This window comes from Paraburkholderia hospita (assembly GCF_002902965.1).
Classification (GTDB): Bacteria; Pseudomonadota; Gammaproteobacteria; order Burkholderiales; family Burkholderiaceae; genus Paraburkholderia; species Paraburkholderia hospita.
Genome location: NZ_CP026105.1, coordinates 1305607 through 1320492 on the forward strand (window position 1 = coordinate 1305607; position 14886 = coordinate 1320492).

General features: G+C 63.3%; 8 protein-coding genes and 1 pseudogene. 4 read left to right on the forward strand and 5 right to left on the reverse strand.

The features are described from left to right. Positions 1-115: 115 nt before the first annotated feature. The 4 genes from C2L64_RS05835 to fixL all read right to left on the reverse strand — a co-directional run bounded on the left by C2L64_RS05835 (position 116) and on the right by fixL (position 6281). Entirely contained in the window at positions 116-1114 is a 999-nt protein-coding gene (locus C2L64_RS05835) for a DUF2950 domain-containing protein (protein ID WP_090835687.1), read from the reverse strand. 80 nt (positions 1115-1194) lie between these two features. After that, positions 1195-2538, reverse strand: a complete 1344-nt coding sequence (locus tag C2L64_RS05840; protein ID WP_407671747.1) for a DUF3300 domain-containing protein — start codon at positions 2536-2538, stop codon at positions 1195-1197. A 585-nt stretch (positions 2539-3123) separates the two neighbouring features. Next, positions 3124-3768, reverse strand: a complete 645-nt coding sequence (gene fixJ / locus C2L64_RS05845) for an oxygen response regulator transcription factor FixJ (protein ID WP_007586834.1) — start codon at positions 3766-3768, stop codon at positions 3124-3126. Further along, the gene (fixL, locus tag C2L64_RS05850) at positions 3765-6281 is read right to left on the reverse strand and encodes an oxygen sensor histidine kinase FixL (protein WP_007586833.1); all 2517 of its coding nucleotides are present in this window, start codon (positions 6279-6281) and stop codon (positions 3765-3767) included. The genes fixJ and fixL overlap by 4 nt, the downstream gene beginning before the upstream one ends. A 287-nt stretch (positions 6282-6568) precedes the next feature. Between fixL and aceE the strand changes: the two genes are divergently transcribed. The 4 genes and pseudogenes from aceE (at position 6569) to lpdA (ending at position 13378) form a co-directional block, all read left to right on the forward strand. Continuing rightward, positions 6569-9268: a pyruvate dehydrogenase (acetyl-transferring), homodimeric type gene (aceE, locus tag C2L64_RS05855; protein WP_079499886.1), complete on the forward strand. Its 2700-nt coding sequence runs from the start codon at positions 6569-6571 to the stop codon at positions 9266-9268. A gap of 83 nt (positions 9269-9351) precedes the next feature. Then, on the forward strand, positions 9352-11025 hold the full coding sequence (aceF, locus tag C2L64_RS05860) for a dihydrolipoyllysine-residue acetyltransferase (protein WP_090835689.1): 1674 nt from the start codon (positions 9352-9354) through the stop codon (positions 11023-11025). 292 nt (positions 11026-11317) lie between these two features. Next, positions 11318-11482, forward strand: a pseudogene (locus C2L64_RS56045) (biotin/lipoyl-containing protein); the annotation flags it as partial. A 156-nt stretch (positions 11483-11638) separates the two neighbouring features. Further along, on the forward strand, positions 11639-13378 hold the full coding sequence (gene lpdA, locus C2L64_RS05865; protein WP_322789362.1) for a dihydrolipoyl dehydrogenase: 1740 nt from the start codon (positions 11639-11641) through the stop codon (positions 13376-13378). Between the two features lie 257 nt (positions 13379-13635). Here lpdA and C2L64_RS05870 read toward each other — a convergent pair whose 3' ends face one another. Continuing rightward, positions 13636-14775 (reverse strand): IS481 family transposase, encoded by a 1140-nt coding sequence (locus tag C2L64_RS05870; protein ID WP_103153675.1) that lies wholly within the window; start codon positions 14773-14775, stop codon positions 13636-13638. Between the last annotated feature and the right edge of the window lie 111 nt (positions 14776-14886).

The following is a 14886-nucleotide window of genomic DNA, read 5'->3' on the forward strand; positions in this document are numbered from 1 at the left end:
CGTTGAGGCAACGCAACTGATGACCAACGGTGATGCCGAACGAAACCGGGCAACGGCGGCGCCGTCGAGGTGACAGACACCGCCGCAAACCACTCAGCGCAGGTTCAGCACGCGCTCAAGGCTGCGTCGCTTGCCAGGAGGAGTCGGGATTGAATGTCGTGATCGTGGACGCGACACGCGGCGTCTGCGGCCCGAGATTCTTCTCATAGACCTGGCCGTTCTGGTTGACGATGAAGCTCATCACGCCCGTCTTGCCGTATTCGGCCGGCCACGCGACGAGGCCGAAGCCCTTCGACAGCACGCCGTCCTGCACGTAGTTCTGCGCGCCGCCGTCGGCTTTCGCGCCTTGCGACGTGAGAATGCGGTAGTGATAGCCGTAGTACGCCTCGCCCGGCGCGATCTGATGCGGCATCGTCGCTGCGAGCGGCCCGAGCGGGCTGTCCGGTTCGCCGGCTGTCGTCGGCCAGTACAGACCGTCCTGCTTGCCGGGCGAGCTGATGAACTTCTGCGCGTAGTGCTGCGTCTGCTTGCGGTAGTCGTTTTGCGCGTCGACATACGCAAGCGACGTCAGAACCGCCGCGCGTTCGTTGCGGCCAATGCGGCGCGTGAGCATTTCATCCGTGGCGGCGGGCGTGTTGAACTGCCAGCCGCGCGCCGTCTGCACGATGGGAATTGGCAGGATCCAGCCATCGTCGCCGACGCCGAGATGCACGCTCTTGCGACCCGCGTGGGGCGCCGGGTCGTCGACGATCCGATGGCCTTTCGCCCATTGCCCGAGGAACGCGTAGATGTCGTCCTCGCCGATATTGGTGGTCGGGATGTAGCGCTTGAAGTTCTTGCCGAGCACCTTTTCCATCGCGGGATGATCGTTGGTCGCGAGCGCGTTCGCGAATGCACTGGCGGCGGCGTCGGACGTCGGGTAGACGGCCTGCGCGGCGGCGGGCTGCGCCGCCGCGAATATCGCCACGGCGGCGAGCGCGGCGAGCGCGTGTGAAAGCGCTGGGTGCGACGCGAACCGGCCCGCCGGATGCGAGGCGCGCGGCGTGCTGCGGGTGCTGCCGATGGCTGCGCGAATCGAATGACGGGGGGGTACGCAGGTTGTTTTACCGGTCATGACTGACTCCTGTCGACCAGATCTGGCGCTCGAGCGGCCGTTTCTGGTCCGATCCAAGATGGTTGCTGTCGATCGTTCTTCTAGCGGCGGTGGAATCCACCGCCCCCGCCGCCACGCTGGGCGCCTCCGCCGCCTCCACCCCCGCCGCCATGCTGGAAGCCTCCGCCGCCTCCACCGCCTCCGCCCCCACCGCCGCCGGGTCGCCCGCCGCCCGCCTGCGCGCCGTTGAACTGCTGTCCGCCGCCGCCCGCGCCGGGCCGGTTGCTCGCGCCGCCGTTGCTCGCCAACGACTGGCGGCTCGCCTGTCCGCGCTGCAACTCCTGCCGCGAGCCCGCGGCATCACCCGAGCCGCGCAATGCATTGTCGCGGTTCAGGTTTTGCGCGCTGTTGCGGACATTGCCCGTATTAGCGCCGCCCTGATGGATGTTCTGCACGCGCTGGCTCGCGTTGCCGCTCAGGTTCTCGCCAGTGCGGTTCTGCAACGTCTGCTGCGCCTGCGCCCGCGACGCGTCGCGCCCGCGAAACTGGTCGCGCTGCGCAGCGAGGTTGCTGCTGTTCAGATTGGCGTTGTTGCGATTGAAGTTCGCGTTATTGCGATTGATGCTCTCGTTGCGGTTCCAGTTCGCGGTTGACGTGTTCGAGGTGATCCGGTTGTTGACGTTGATGTTGTTGTAGCGGTTGACGTTGATGTTGACGTCGTGGTTGTTCCAGTTGAACCCGCCCCATAGCGAATTGGCGACGGCCACGCCCGCGCCGAATGCGAGCCCCGTCATGAATCCCGTCGCGATCGCGTAACCGGGAGGCGGCGGCACATAGACGGGCGGATAGGCCGGGTAGGGCCACGTGCCGTAGACGACGGTCGGGTTATAGGTCGGTACGTAGACCACCTGCGGATTGGCGGGCACGATCTGGATCGTGCTTTGTTCGACGATCACCTTCTGCTGCTCGCTCGTTTTCAGATTGCCCGCCGACTGCGCCTGCTTGCGCAGTCGCTGCACCGAGTCCATCACGTCGTCCGGCTGCGCGAGGAACGCGTTGCCGAGCTGCGTGACCCAGTCGGGCTTCGAGGCCATCGTCGCGAGCACCTGCGGAAACGCGACCAGCGATTGCACGCTCGGGTCCCACGGCTCCGATGCGACGGCTTTCACGGCGTCGTCGCCCTTGTACTGCGAGTTTGCCTTCGACCACGCGGCGGCCGCCGTCACGTCCTGCGGGAACGTCGCCGCCATCAGCACCTGCGCGAGCAGCGCATCGGGGTAGAGCGCGATGGGCGCTGTCAGCGAATCGAGTTGCTGGTTCGAGACTTTCGCGGGCGTTTGCGCGACGGCGTCAGTGGGCGCGACGAAGCCCGCGGCGAGCGGCATGCCTGCCAGCGCCGCGCAGACGAGCCACGCGCGCGGCCTGTAGGGTCCGTAACGTTTCACGATGAAAACCTCCTTGCTGCGTGGTGAGCGCAGCGGCTACCGGGCGAGGCCGGCGTGCCGCCACGCGGTCTTGTGGCAATGGAGCGACAAGCGGACGACGCTGTAGGGCGACTGATAATGGAAGTGGGCGGGACGCGCAAGGGCAATCTGAGGCCTGCGGAAATGTCCGCGGCGAGGGCGTTGCATGCGACGCGCATCGTGGCCAGTGATGCACGCGTCGCGCCCGCATTGCACGTTTCGGGCATGGGTCGCTTTTTCGGTTGATCTGGTATGTAAATTAGAAAGCGGAGCCGCGACTGTCAATGCGCGATATCAAACTCGAACGCGGACGCTCGAGCCGGGCGCGCTCGCGATGCGAGACGGCCTGATCGAACGCAATGCGAGTCAGTTGGGATCGCTAATGAAATGGGAGCGACGCGCGCGACGAAGAATCGTGCGGAAGAGGAGGGGGAATCCGGCGCTAAAGACAGCGCCGCGCGACGGCCTCAGCGGGCGTCAACGTTACTTCATGCGCCTGCGCAACGAAGCGCAGGCGAAGATCGCGGCCATCAGGTGATGACAACCGCGACGCGTAGTACTGCGGTATTACTGCGCCTGTTGTGGCTTGTTAGACAACGCGAGACGCAGTAGATCGGCGACCGTGTTCACGTTGAGCTTTTCCATGATGTTCGCGCGGTGCGCTTCGACCGTCTTGATGCTGATGCCGAGGTCGTCGGCGATCTGCTTGTTCAGGCGGCCCGCGATGATGCGCTCGAGCACCTGGTGCTCACGTGCCGTGAGCTTGCCCAGGCGCTCGGCGGCGGCGCGCTGCTGCTGCACGCTGCTGCTTTCGCTGCGGGCCTTGTCGAGCATGCGCTCGACCAGTTTGCGCAGTTCGGCTTCGTCGAATGGCTTTTCGATGAAGTCCATCGCGCCTTTCTTCATCGTCGACACGGCCATCGGCACGTCGCCGTGACCCGTCACGAAGATGATCGGGAGCAGCGTGTTGTCGGCGATCAGGCGTTCCTGCAGTTCGAGCCCGCTCATGCCTGACATCCGCACGTCGAGAATCAGGCACGCGATCTGGCCGGGATGCTGATGTGGCTGCCATGCGTCGATGAACTGCTCGGCGCTGGAGAAGCACTGAACGCGATAACCGTTCGCCTCCAGCAGCCAGCGCAGCGAATCTCGCACCGCTTCATCGTCGTCGACGACAAACACGGTTTCCTGTGTGGTAACTGGGGTGTTCATAGCTCTCCCGTAACGGTTTGTGGTGTCGGCGCCTCTGACCCGCCGTTGCTCGGGCCGTCGGGCTCTCCAATAGGCAGATTGCAATGGAAAGTGGCACCTGTGACGTGGCCGTCGGATTCGACGTTGTTGACCACCCACAGGCGTCCGCGATGCGATTCGATGATCGAACGGCAAATGTTCAGCCCCATGCCCATGCCATCGGACTTGGTGCTGTAAAACGGTTCGAAGAGACGTTCGGCCGTGGCTTCGTCGACGCCCGGACCCTGGTCGACGACGCTGAGGCACACGAAGCCGGAATCGAGCTTGACGACGAGGCGAATCACGGGGTCGACGGCATTGGGCCGCGCGTCGTACATCGCTTCCGCTGCGTTCTTCAGCAGGTTCACGAGCACCTGCTCGATCAGCACCGGATCGACGTAGATGACGGGCAGACGCTGGCGCATGTCCGTCACGATGCGGATGCGGCGCTTGCGTACTTCGATCTCGGCAAGGCCAACGGCATCGGCGACGATGTCGGCGACGCGGGTGGCCTGGCGTTTCGGTTCGCTGCGTTTCACGAATTCGCGGATCCGCTTGATGATCATGCCGGCCCGCACAGCCTGTTGCGCCGTCTTTTCGAGAACTGGTAACAGGTTGTCGGGAGTTGTCCGACCAGATTTAACCAGCGCTACGGCTCCAGAGCAATAGTTATTGATGGCCGCGAGAGGCTGGTTTAATTCGTGGGCGAGCGACGAGGCCATTTCGCCCATCGTCATCAGGCGGCTGGTGTGCTGGAGTTTCTCGTCCTGCTGACGCGCGAGTTCCTGCGCCTGCTTGCGCGTCGTGATGTCGGTCGCGATCTGCATCTGCGCGAGATGGCCGTCAACCCACTGAATGTACTGGCGGCGCACTTCGAACCACTTCTGGATGCCTTGCACGTAGACTTCCTGCGCGTCGGCGGAGCCTTCCGTGAGCGCCGCGGCGGGCAGGCCGGCGAAGGCGTCGACCATGTCGATCGAATCCGACGAGGCCGCCGAATTGTCGAAGCCGCCACCACCCGCCAGTTCGAGGTGGCCGTCCGGGCGGATCCCGAACAGGTGCCGGTAATAACGGTTCGCGAACAGCAGTTCGGCTTCGTCGGCGGCGAGCACGGACACGGCGGCGTCGAGGCTTTCGAGCACGGTCGTGAAGCGCTCGTGCGCGGCGGCGAGTTCTTCGCGCGCGCGTTTCGGTTCGGTGATGTCCGTCATCGACGACATCCAGCCCGTCTGCCGTCCCGAGCTGTCGATCAGTGGCGACACATAGAGACGCGCGTGGAACAGCGAGCCGTCCTTGCGGCGCACGCGCAGCTCGAACCCGGAAGAGGGCGCCTTGCCGCGCAAGGTCATGTCGAGCTGGCGCTGCATCTCCGGATACGAATCACGCGGCCAGTACGGGAACGGCGCATTCTTGCTGACGAGATCGCTTTCGTCCCAGCCCGTCATCCGGCAGAACGCGGGGTTCACGTGCGTGATGCGGCCGTGCATGTCGAGCACGCGCATGCCGATCAGCACGGAGTTTTCCATCGCGCGGCGGAAGAACGCTTCGGCGTACAGCGCCTGCTGCGCCTCGAAGCGCTGGCGCGTGTGTTTCCACAGGCTCCACAAGCTCCACAGCACGAAACACGACAGGCCCGCGACCAGCCACACGAGCGTGTTGTTCGTGAAGTTGGTCATCTGCGGGTACGCGTACACGCGGACCGACACGCCCTGGCCGGGCGGATCGAGCGGTAGGTCGTAGTACGCGTCGCGCGGCAGGCGCGGGCGCGTCGACGTGGTGGCCAGCTCGCGGTTGTTGATGTCGATGATCGAGATCTTGTACTTCGCGGACAGCTCGGGCGGGATGTCGCGCTTCAGTATCCCTTCGATCGAGAACACGGCGGCCACCGTGCCGAGAAAGTCGCGGTCGCGATAAACGGGAGTTTGCAGCGTGATGTAGCCGTTGCCCACGTCGTCGTATATCAGCGGCGAGTAGACCTGGCGGCGCGTGTTCTTCGCTTCCGTGAAGGCGGCCTTGACGGCCTCGTCCATCTGCTGGTCGTTGGGCTTGGCGAGGCGCTGGCCAAGAACGGGCAGCGCGTTGTTCGGCCAGCGCGGCTGCTGCGCGCTGGTGTACCAGTTCATGTAGAGGATCTCGGGATGCCCCTGCATGATGTCGGCCGTCGATACCTGGAAAGAATGCGGGTCGGCGCGGCCGGAGACGAGATCGCGCGCGAGCGCCTGGAGCTGTTCCTGCGCGCCCGTCATGGACAGGCGGATCTGCTGCTGCGCCCACGCGACGTTGCGGTAGAGCGTGTCTTCCTGCTGCTGCTGCTCGCGCCGGTTCAGGCTCCAAAGGATCAGACTCATGACCACGAGGAACACGAGGATGGACAGCAGCGGCGTCAGCAAATAGGAGTTCGACCACCACGGTCCGTGGTGCCAGCGGGACGGCGACGAATCCGCCGACGTTCCGGCAGAGCGCGCCGAGCGTGCGAAAAGCCGATCGGTCAACATGGCTGGCATTGTAGCGCAGCGCCTGACATGCAAATGACGCAAAAAAGAGGTGAAAGTCACGCAATTCGGCGCAAACTAGCCGACGTACTTGCTGATGGGCAGTCAAACCAGGGTGCGTCGCAACAATTTTCCGCATTATGAGAAACTCTCTCGTAATCTGAAAATTTCCTTGCGCAGGCGTTGTGGGCCTTATTACAATCGGCCGGAAGCTGCCGCGGCCAATGTGCGTCCTCGACGTTTGTCCGCGTCGCCTGTTCACAGAGCGTTCCCATATCCAGGAGACGAGCATGTCCGCTGTACCTGACGAAGTCCTGAAATACGTCGCCAACGCCAAAGACGACCACGATCCGCAAGAAACAGCCGAATGGCTCGAAGCGCTAGATGGCGTGATTTCTGCTGTTGGGCCCGACCGCGCTCACTACCTCATCGAAAAGCAGATCGAATTTGCCCGCGTGCATGGCGAGCATCTGCCTTTCTCCGCTAACACCCCGTACATCAACACGATCCCCGTCGCGAATCAGGCGAAGATTCCGGGCGACCAGGACATCGAGCACCGCATCCGTTCGTACACGCGCTGGAACGCGATGGCGATGGTGCTGCGCGCCGGCAAGGAAACCAACGTCGGCGGCCACATCGCATCGTTCGCATCGGCGGCGACGCTGTACGACGTCGGCTTCAACCACTTCTGGCACGCGCCGTCGCCCGAGCATGGCGGCGACCTCGTATTCGTGCAGGGCCATTCGTCGCCGGGTGTGTACTCGCGCGCGTTCCTGCTCGGCCGTCTGACCCAGAACCAGCTCGACAACTTCCGTCAGGAAGTGGGCGGCGAGGGCATCTCGTCGTATCCGCACCCTTGGCTGATGCCGGACTTCTGGCAATTCCCGACGGTGTCGATGGGTCTCGGCCCGATCATGGCGATCTATCAGGCGCGCTTCATGAAGTACCTGCAGGCGCGCGGCATCGCAAAGACGGACGGCCGCAAGGTGTGGGCGTTCCTCGGCGACGGCGAAACGGATGAGCCGGAATCGCTCGGCGCGATCGGCATGGCCGGCCGCGAGCGTCTGGACAACCTCGTGTTCGTCATCAACTGCAACCTGCAGCGCCTGGACGGCCCGGTGCGCGGCAACGGCAAGATCATCCAGGAACTCGAAAGCGAATTCCGCGGCGCGGGCTGGAACGTCATCAAGGTCATCTGGGGCAGCCGCTGGGATGCCCTGTTTGCACGCGACAAGACGGGCGCGCTGATGCGCCGGATGATGGAAGTCGTCGACGGCGAATATCAGACGTACAAGTCGGAATCGGGCGCGTTCGTTCGCGAGCACTTCTTCAACACGCCGGAACTGAAGGCGCTGGTCTCCGACTGGTCCGACGACGACGTGTGGAACCTGAACCGCGGCGGCCACGATCCGCACAAGATCTACGCTGCGTTCAAGGAAGCGACGCAGTCCAAGGGCCAGCCGACCGTGATCCTCGCGAAGACGATCAAGGGCTATGGCATGGGCGAAGCCGGCCAGGCGATGAACATCACCCACCAGCAGAAGAAGATGCAGGTGGAGTCGCTCAAGCAGTTCCGCGACCAGTTCCGTCTGCCCATCTCGGACGATGAAATCACGCACGTGCCGTATCTGACTTTCGAGGAAGGCTCGAAGGAACTCGAATACATGCGTGCCCGCCGTCAGGAACTCGGCGGCTATCTGCCGGCGCGCCGCCAGAAGGCGGAATCGCTGCCCGTCCCGGCGCTCGAAGCATTCGAGCCGCTGCTCAAGGGCACGGGCGAAGGCCGTGAAATTTCGACGACGATGGCGTTCGTCCGTATCCTCAACATCGTGTTGAAGGACAAGGCGATCGGCAAGCGCGTCGTGCCTATCGTGCCGGACGAATCGCGCACCTTCGGCATGGAAGGTCTGTTCCGCCAGATCGGTATCTGGAATCAGGACGGCCAGAAGTACGTGCCGGAAGATTCCGACCAGCTGATGTTCTACAGGGAATCGACGACGGGCCAGATCCTGCAGGAAGGCATCAACGAAGCAGGCGGCATGTCGGACTGGATCGCAGCGGCGACGTCGTACTCGACGCACGGCGAGATCATGATTCCGTTCTACATCTTCTACTCGATGTTCGGCATGCAGCGCATCGGCGATCTGGTGTGGGCCGCGGGCGACATGCGTTCGCGCGGCTTCCTGCTGGGTGGCACGGCGGGCCGCACGACGCTCAACGGCGAAGGCCTGCAGCACGAAGATGGCCACTCGCTGCTGTGGGCGGCATCGGTGCCGAACTGCATCAGCTATGACCCGACGTTCGGCTACGAACTCGCCGTCATCATGCAGGACGGTCTGCGCCGCATGGTGCAGGAGCAGGAAGACGTGTTCTATTACGTCACGGTGATGAACGAGAACTACGAGCACCCGGCGATCCCGCAGGGCGAGCACGTCGCGAAGGACATCATCAAGGGCATGTACGCGTTCCGCAAGGGCGCGGCCAATGCGAAGGCGCCGCGCGTGCAGTTGATGGGCGCGGGCACGATCTTCAACGAAGTGATCGCCGCCGCCGACCTGCTGAAGAACGACTGGGGCGTCGAGTCGGATCTGTGGAGCGTGCCGAGCTTCACGGAACTGGCCCGCGAAGGTCACGAAGTGCAGCGTCAGAACCTGCTGAACCCGCTCGGCGAGAAGAAGCTCTCCCACGTCGAGACGCTGTTGAAGGACGCGAAGGGCCCGGTGATCGCATCGACCGACTACGTCCGCGCGCTGGTCGACCAGATCCGTGCGTTCGTGCCGCAACGTTTCGTCGTGCTGGGTACGGACGGCTTCGGCCGCTCGGATACGCGCGAGAAGCTGCGTCACTTCTTCGAAGTCGACCGCTACTGGACCACGGTCGCTGCACTGAGCGCGCTGGCCGATGAGGGTACGATTGAGCGCAAGGTCGTGGCCGACGCGCTGAAGAAGTACAACCTCGATCCGTCCAAACCCAACCCGATGACCGTCTAAGGCATCGACCCGCGAGCCCCAATGCGCACCTCGCCGCCCGAAGCGGGCGGACGAGGCGCGCGCGGCCCTGGAGACAGAAAACAATGAGCCAAGCGATCGAAGTCAAGGTGCCGGACATCGGCGATTACAAGGACATCCCTGTAATCGAGGTGCTGGTGAAGGCGGGTGATACCGTCGAGAAAGAGCAGTCCCTCGTCACGCTGGAATCCGACAAGGCGACGATGGATGTGCCGAGCCCCGCGTCGGGCACGGTCAAGGAAGTGAAGGTCAAGCTTGGCGACACGGTGTCGGAAGGCACGTTGATCGTGCTGCTCGACGGCGAAGGCGGCGCGGCTGCCGCGAAGCCCGCTCAAGGGAACGGCGCGGCTGCGCCTGCTGCGGCGCCCGCACCGACACCTGCGGCTGCACCCGCGCCCGTAGCTGCATCTGGCAAAACCGGTGGCGGCGTGCAGGAAGTCAAGGTGCCGGATATCGGCGACTACAAAGATGTGCCCGTGATCGAAGTCGGCGTCAAGGTTGGCGACCGCGTCGAGAAGGAGCAGTCGCTGGTCACGCTCGAATCGGACAAGGCGACGATGGACGTGCCGAGCCCGGCGGCTGGCATCGTCAAGGAAATCAAGGTCAAGGTAGGCGACAACGTGTCGGAAGGCACGCTGATCGTGCTGCTCGAAGGCGACAGCGGCGGCGCCGCTGCGCCCGCTCCGGCACCCGCAGCCGCGAAGCACGAAGAAAAGCCGTCGGACGCGCCCGCTGCGCCGTCGCCGGCTCCCGCGCAGCCGTCCGCGCTCGCGCAGGCGCCTGTCATTCCCGCAGGCGAAGGCGGCGCGCATCGCGTGAGCCATGCGTCGCCGTCGGTGCGCAAGTTCGCGCGTGAACTGGGCGTCGACGTGTCGCGCGTGTCAGGTACGGGTCCGAAGGGCCGCATCACGCAAGATGACGTCACCGCGTTCGTCAAGGGCGTGATGACGGGCCAGCGCAGCGCGCCTGCTGCAGCCGCTGCGCCCGCTGGCGCAGGTGGCGGCGAGCTTGGTCTGCTGCCGTGGCCGAAGATCGATTTCACGAAGTTCGGCCCGATCGATCCGAAGCCGCTGTCGCGCATCAAGAAGATCTCCGGCGCGAACCTGCATCGCAACTGGGTCATGATTCCGCACGTCACGAACAACGACGAAGCGGATATCACCGAACTCGAAGAGTTGCGCGTGAAGCTGAACAAGGAAAACGAGAAGTCGGGCGTCAAGTTCACGATGCTCGCGTTCGTGATCAAGGCCGTCGTCGCGGCGCTGAAGAAGTTCCCGACGTTCAATACCAGCCTTGATGGCGATAACCTCGTGTACAAGCAGTACTACAACGTGGGTTTTGCTGCCGATACGCCGAATGGTCTCGTCGTGCCCGTGATCCGCGATGCGGACAAGAAGGGTCTCGTCGACATCGCGAAGGAAATGGCCGAGTTGTCGAAGCTCGCGCGCGAAGGCAAGCTCAAGCCCGACCAGATGCAAGGCGGCTGCTTCTCGATCTCGTCGCTGGGCGGTATTGGCGGGACGAACTTCACGCCGATCATCAATGCGCCTGAAGTCGCGATTCTTGGGCTGTCGCGTGGTGCGATGAAGCCGGTGTGGGACGGTAAGCAGTTCGTGCCGCGTCTCATGCTGCCGATGTCGCTGTCGTATGACCATCGTGTGATCGACGGGGCTGAAGCGGCGCGCTTCAATGCGTATCTTGGGTCGATTCTTGCCGATTTCCGGCGTGTGATTCTTTGATTGTTGAGCTTTTGTCGCGCGGCGAGGTGTGAGCTTTTTGTGGTTGCTCATGCTTCGTCGTTGAACCTGCTTTGTCGTCTCGCTTCACGCGTCGCCCCTGTGCGGGGCGGCACCTACTTTTCTTTGCACCCCAAGGGTACTTCCTGCGGGGCGTCTTCCAAAGAAAAGTAGGCAAAAGAAAGCCGCGTCCTTGGCGGACGGCATTTAGTCTGCGTTTGGCGTCGTGGGTTTTTCAAGGCGAAGGTTCATTGCGGCTCATCGTTCAAAACGGTCAATAAGAGAAGGGGACACTATGAGTCTCGTCGAAGTGAAGGTGCCGGACATCGGCGATTTCAAAGACGTCGATGTCATCGAAGTCAATATCAAGCCGGGCGATACCATCGAAAAAGAGCAGTCGTTGCTGACGCTCGAAACCGATAAGGCCTCCATGGAAGTGCCGAGCGAAGCGGCCGGCACGGTCAAGGAAGTCCGCGTCAAGGCGGGCGACAAGGTGTCGCAAGGCACCGTCATCGCCACCGTGGAAACGTCGGGCGAAGCGAAGGCCGCTAAAGAACCTGAGAAAGCTGCACCTGCAGCCGCGCCCGCTGCCGCACCGGCAGCAAGCGGCGGCGCTGTGCAGGAAATCAAGGTGCCGGATATCGGCGACTATAAAGATGTGCCCGTCATCGAAGTCGGCGTGAAGGTCGGCGATCGCGTCGAGAAGGAGCAGTCGCTCGTCACGCTCGAATCCGATAAGGCGACCATGGACGTGCCGAGCCCGGCCGCCGGCGTCGTCAAGGAACTGAAGGTCAAGGTCGGCGATAGCGTCTCCGAAGGCAGCGTGCTGCTGTTGCTCGAAGGCGAAGGCGCGGCGGCTGCGCCCGCTCCGAAGGCTGCGCCTGCTCCCGCACCCGCTGCTGCTGCGGCGCCCGCGCCGCAAGCTGGCAGCTATTCGGGTTCGGCCGATATCGAGTGCGACATGCTCGTGCTTGGCGCCGGGCCTGGTGGTTATTCGGCCGCATTCCGTTCGGCTGACCTTGGCATGAAGACGGTGCTGGTCGAACGGTATGCGACGCTCGGTGGCGTGTGTTTGAACGTCGGCTGTATTCCGTCGAAGGCGCTGCTGCATACGGCGCTCGTGATCGACGAAGCGGCTGCGCTCGGCTCGCACGGCATCTCGTTTGGCAAGCCGCAGATCGATCTCGACAAGCTGCGGGACTTCAAGTCGGGCGTCGTCAAGAAGCTGACGGGCGGTCTCGCGGGCATGGCGAAGGCGCGCAAGGTCGAAGTCGTGACGGGCGTCGGCACGTTCGTCGATCCGTATCACATGGAAGTGCAGGGCGAGAGCGGCAAGAAGGTCGTCAAGTTCAAGCAGGCGATCATCGCGGCCGGTTCGCAGGCCGTGAACCTGCCGTTCATTCCGGAAGATCCGCGCGTGGTCGATTCGACGGGCGCGCTGGAACTGCGTCAGATTCCGAAGCGCATGCTCGTGATCGGCGGTGGCATTATCGGTCTGGAAATGGCGACGGTGTATGCGACGCTCGGCGCGCAGATCGATGTGGTCGAAATGCTCGACGGTCTGATGGCGGGCGCGGACCGCGATCTCGTGAAGGTCTGGGAGAAGTTCAACAGCAAGCGTTTCACCAACGTGATGCTGAAGACCAAGACGACGGGCGCGGAAGCGAAGCCGGATGGCATCTATGTGGCCTTCGAAGGCGAGAAGGCACCCGCCGAGCCGCAACGCTACGATCTCGTGCTGGTTGCCGTGGGCCGCAGCCCGAACGGCAAGAAGATCGGCGCGGACAAGGCAGGCGTGGCTGTGACGGATCGCGGCTTCATCGACGTCGACAAGCAGATGCGGACTAACGTGCCGCACATCTTCGCGATCGGCGATGTCGTGGGTCAGCCGATGCTGGCGCACAAGGCCGTGCATGAAGGCCACGTCGCGGCGGAAGCGGCGCATGGCGAGAAGGCGTACTTCGACGCACTGCAGATTCCGTCGGTGGCTTACACCGATCCGGAAGTGGCATGGGCGGGCAAGACGGAAGACCAGTGCAAGGCCGAAGGCATCAAGTACGGCAAGGCGGTGTTCCCGTGGGCCGCTTCAGGGCGTGCGATCGCGAATGGTCGCGATGAGGGCTTTACGAAGCTGATCTTCGATGAGGAGACGCATCGCGTGATTGGTGGCGGGATTGTCGGGCTGAATGCGGGCGATCTGATCAGCGAAGTGTGTCTTGCGGTTGAGATGGGCGCTGACGCGACGGATATCGGCAAGACTATCCATCCTCATCCGACGCTCGGGGAATCGATTGGCATGGCTGCCGAGCTGTATGAAGGTGTCTGTACGGATTTGCCGCCGCAGAAGAAGAAGTAATTTTTTGGGGCGGCGGTTGTGCTGCTTTCCAGATGATGATGGCGTGCCTCTTTTGGCGAAGAGGTGCGCCGTTTTTTTTTGCTACACCGGGTGCGTGTGCGTTGGTTGGTTTGCTTCGGTTGTTGCTGGCATCCGCGTTATGCCTTCGCGCTTCAAGCGTCGCCCCTGTGCGGGGCGGCACCTACTTTTCTTTGCCGCCGTGTACAGACTGGAGACATCGTTGACACATGTACAGGGACATCGCTGACACATGATGGTCAGGGTTTGGGCTCCTTCAGGTCAAGTTTTTCGACACGCTGATGGGCGAACCAGAACTCGATCACCCCGTCTTCGTCCTCGCTCGGGCGGGCTGCCACATGCAAGCCCTTGAGCGCAATCGAGAGCCTCACTTTCTCGCCCCGGAAGCGCACCACGCCGCTTGAGTTGACCAGTAAAACTTCATCGCCGGACTCGTATTCGGGCTCCGGGAGGCGATCGGGCATCCTGCTCAGGCTGCACGCGTAGCGGGTAATCGGCGTGGCCATCCCGAGTGCCTCGTGTGGACGCTCGGTGTTGTACACCTGCCGCCAGCGATCCAGTGCCTGCTGCACGTGCTTGTGCGTGTTGAAGGCGTGCCGCTGCAGCACTTCGGCCTTCAGCGAGCGGTGAAACCGTTCGTCCTTGCCATTGGTCTGCGGGTGATACGGCTGGCTGTAGCTCACATGGATACCCAGCCGGATCAGCCAGACGGCGAACTCGGTGAGCTGTCCCGGCGCGCTGGGCGAACCCCACGGCGCGCCGTTGTCGGTGTTGATACGCGAGGGTAGCCCGTAGCAGTGGAACGCCTGCTCGAGCGCTTCCTGCACGACCTGCGTGGTGGTGCGCGAGCAGGCGCTCAGCACGATGTTGTAGCGCGAGTGGTCATCGATGACCGTCAGCGGCGCGCAGCGCCCGCTCTCCAGGGTCGGGAAGTCGCCCTTGAAGTCCATCTGCCACAACGAGTTCGGATGCTCATGCTCGAAGCGTTGCCAGTGCTGGCGCTGTCGCGACGCCTGTTCGTCGATCAGCCCGTGGCGCCGCAGGATCTCGGTGATGGTGGCAGGCGCGGGCACCTCGGTCTGGCCCAGATCGCGCAGGCGCTGTGCGATCTTGCGTCCGCCCCAGCCGTGCTGGCAGCGCAGGTCCAGCACCAGCGCTTCGATGTGCTCCGGTGAGCGTGTGGGGCTGTGATGCGGGCGGCGGGAGCGGTCGGCCAGTCCGTCGGCGCCTTCGCTCTTATGGCGTCCAAGCCACTTGTAGCCGGTCTGACGGGTGATCTTGTATTTGCGGCACAACTCGCTGAACGGCACCGCCTGCGTGGCGGCATCGCGCACGAAGTCTTCGCGGAGATTCATGGTGTCTTTTGCTTCCCAGGGCATGGTTGGAATCCGGGCGTTTGATTACCCGAAAGTGTCAGTCATGTCCCTGTACACCTGTCAGCTATGTCTCCAGTCTGTACACCGCCGCAAAGAAAAGCAACCGTATTGGAA

Excerpts from the sequence above, each read along its gene's own strand:
- aceE (WP_079499886.1), top strand. The coding sequence starts at position 6,569 with ATGTCCGCTGTACCTGACGAAGTCCTGAAATACGTCGCCAACGCCAAA.
- C2L64_RS05835 (WP_090835687.1), bottom strand. The coding sequence starts at position 1,114 with ATGACCGGTAAAACAACCTGCGTACCCCCCCGTCATTCGATTCGCGCA.
- fixJ (WP_007586834.1), bottom strand. The coding sequence starts at position 3,768 with ATGAACACCCCAGTTACCACACAGGAAACCGTGTTTGTCGTCGACGAC.
- fixL (WP_007586833.1), bottom strand. The coding sequence starts at position 6,281 with ATGTTGACCGATCGGCTTTTCGCACGCTCGGCGCGCTCTGCCGGAACG.
- C2L64_RS05870 (WP_103153675.1), bottom strand. The coding sequence starts at position 14,775 with ATGCCCTGGGAAGCAAAAGACACCATGAATCTCCGCGAAGACTTCGTG.
- aceF (WP_090835689.1), top strand. The coding sequence starts at position 9,352 with ATGAGCCAAGCGATCGAAGTCAAGGTGCCGGACATCGGCGATTACAAG.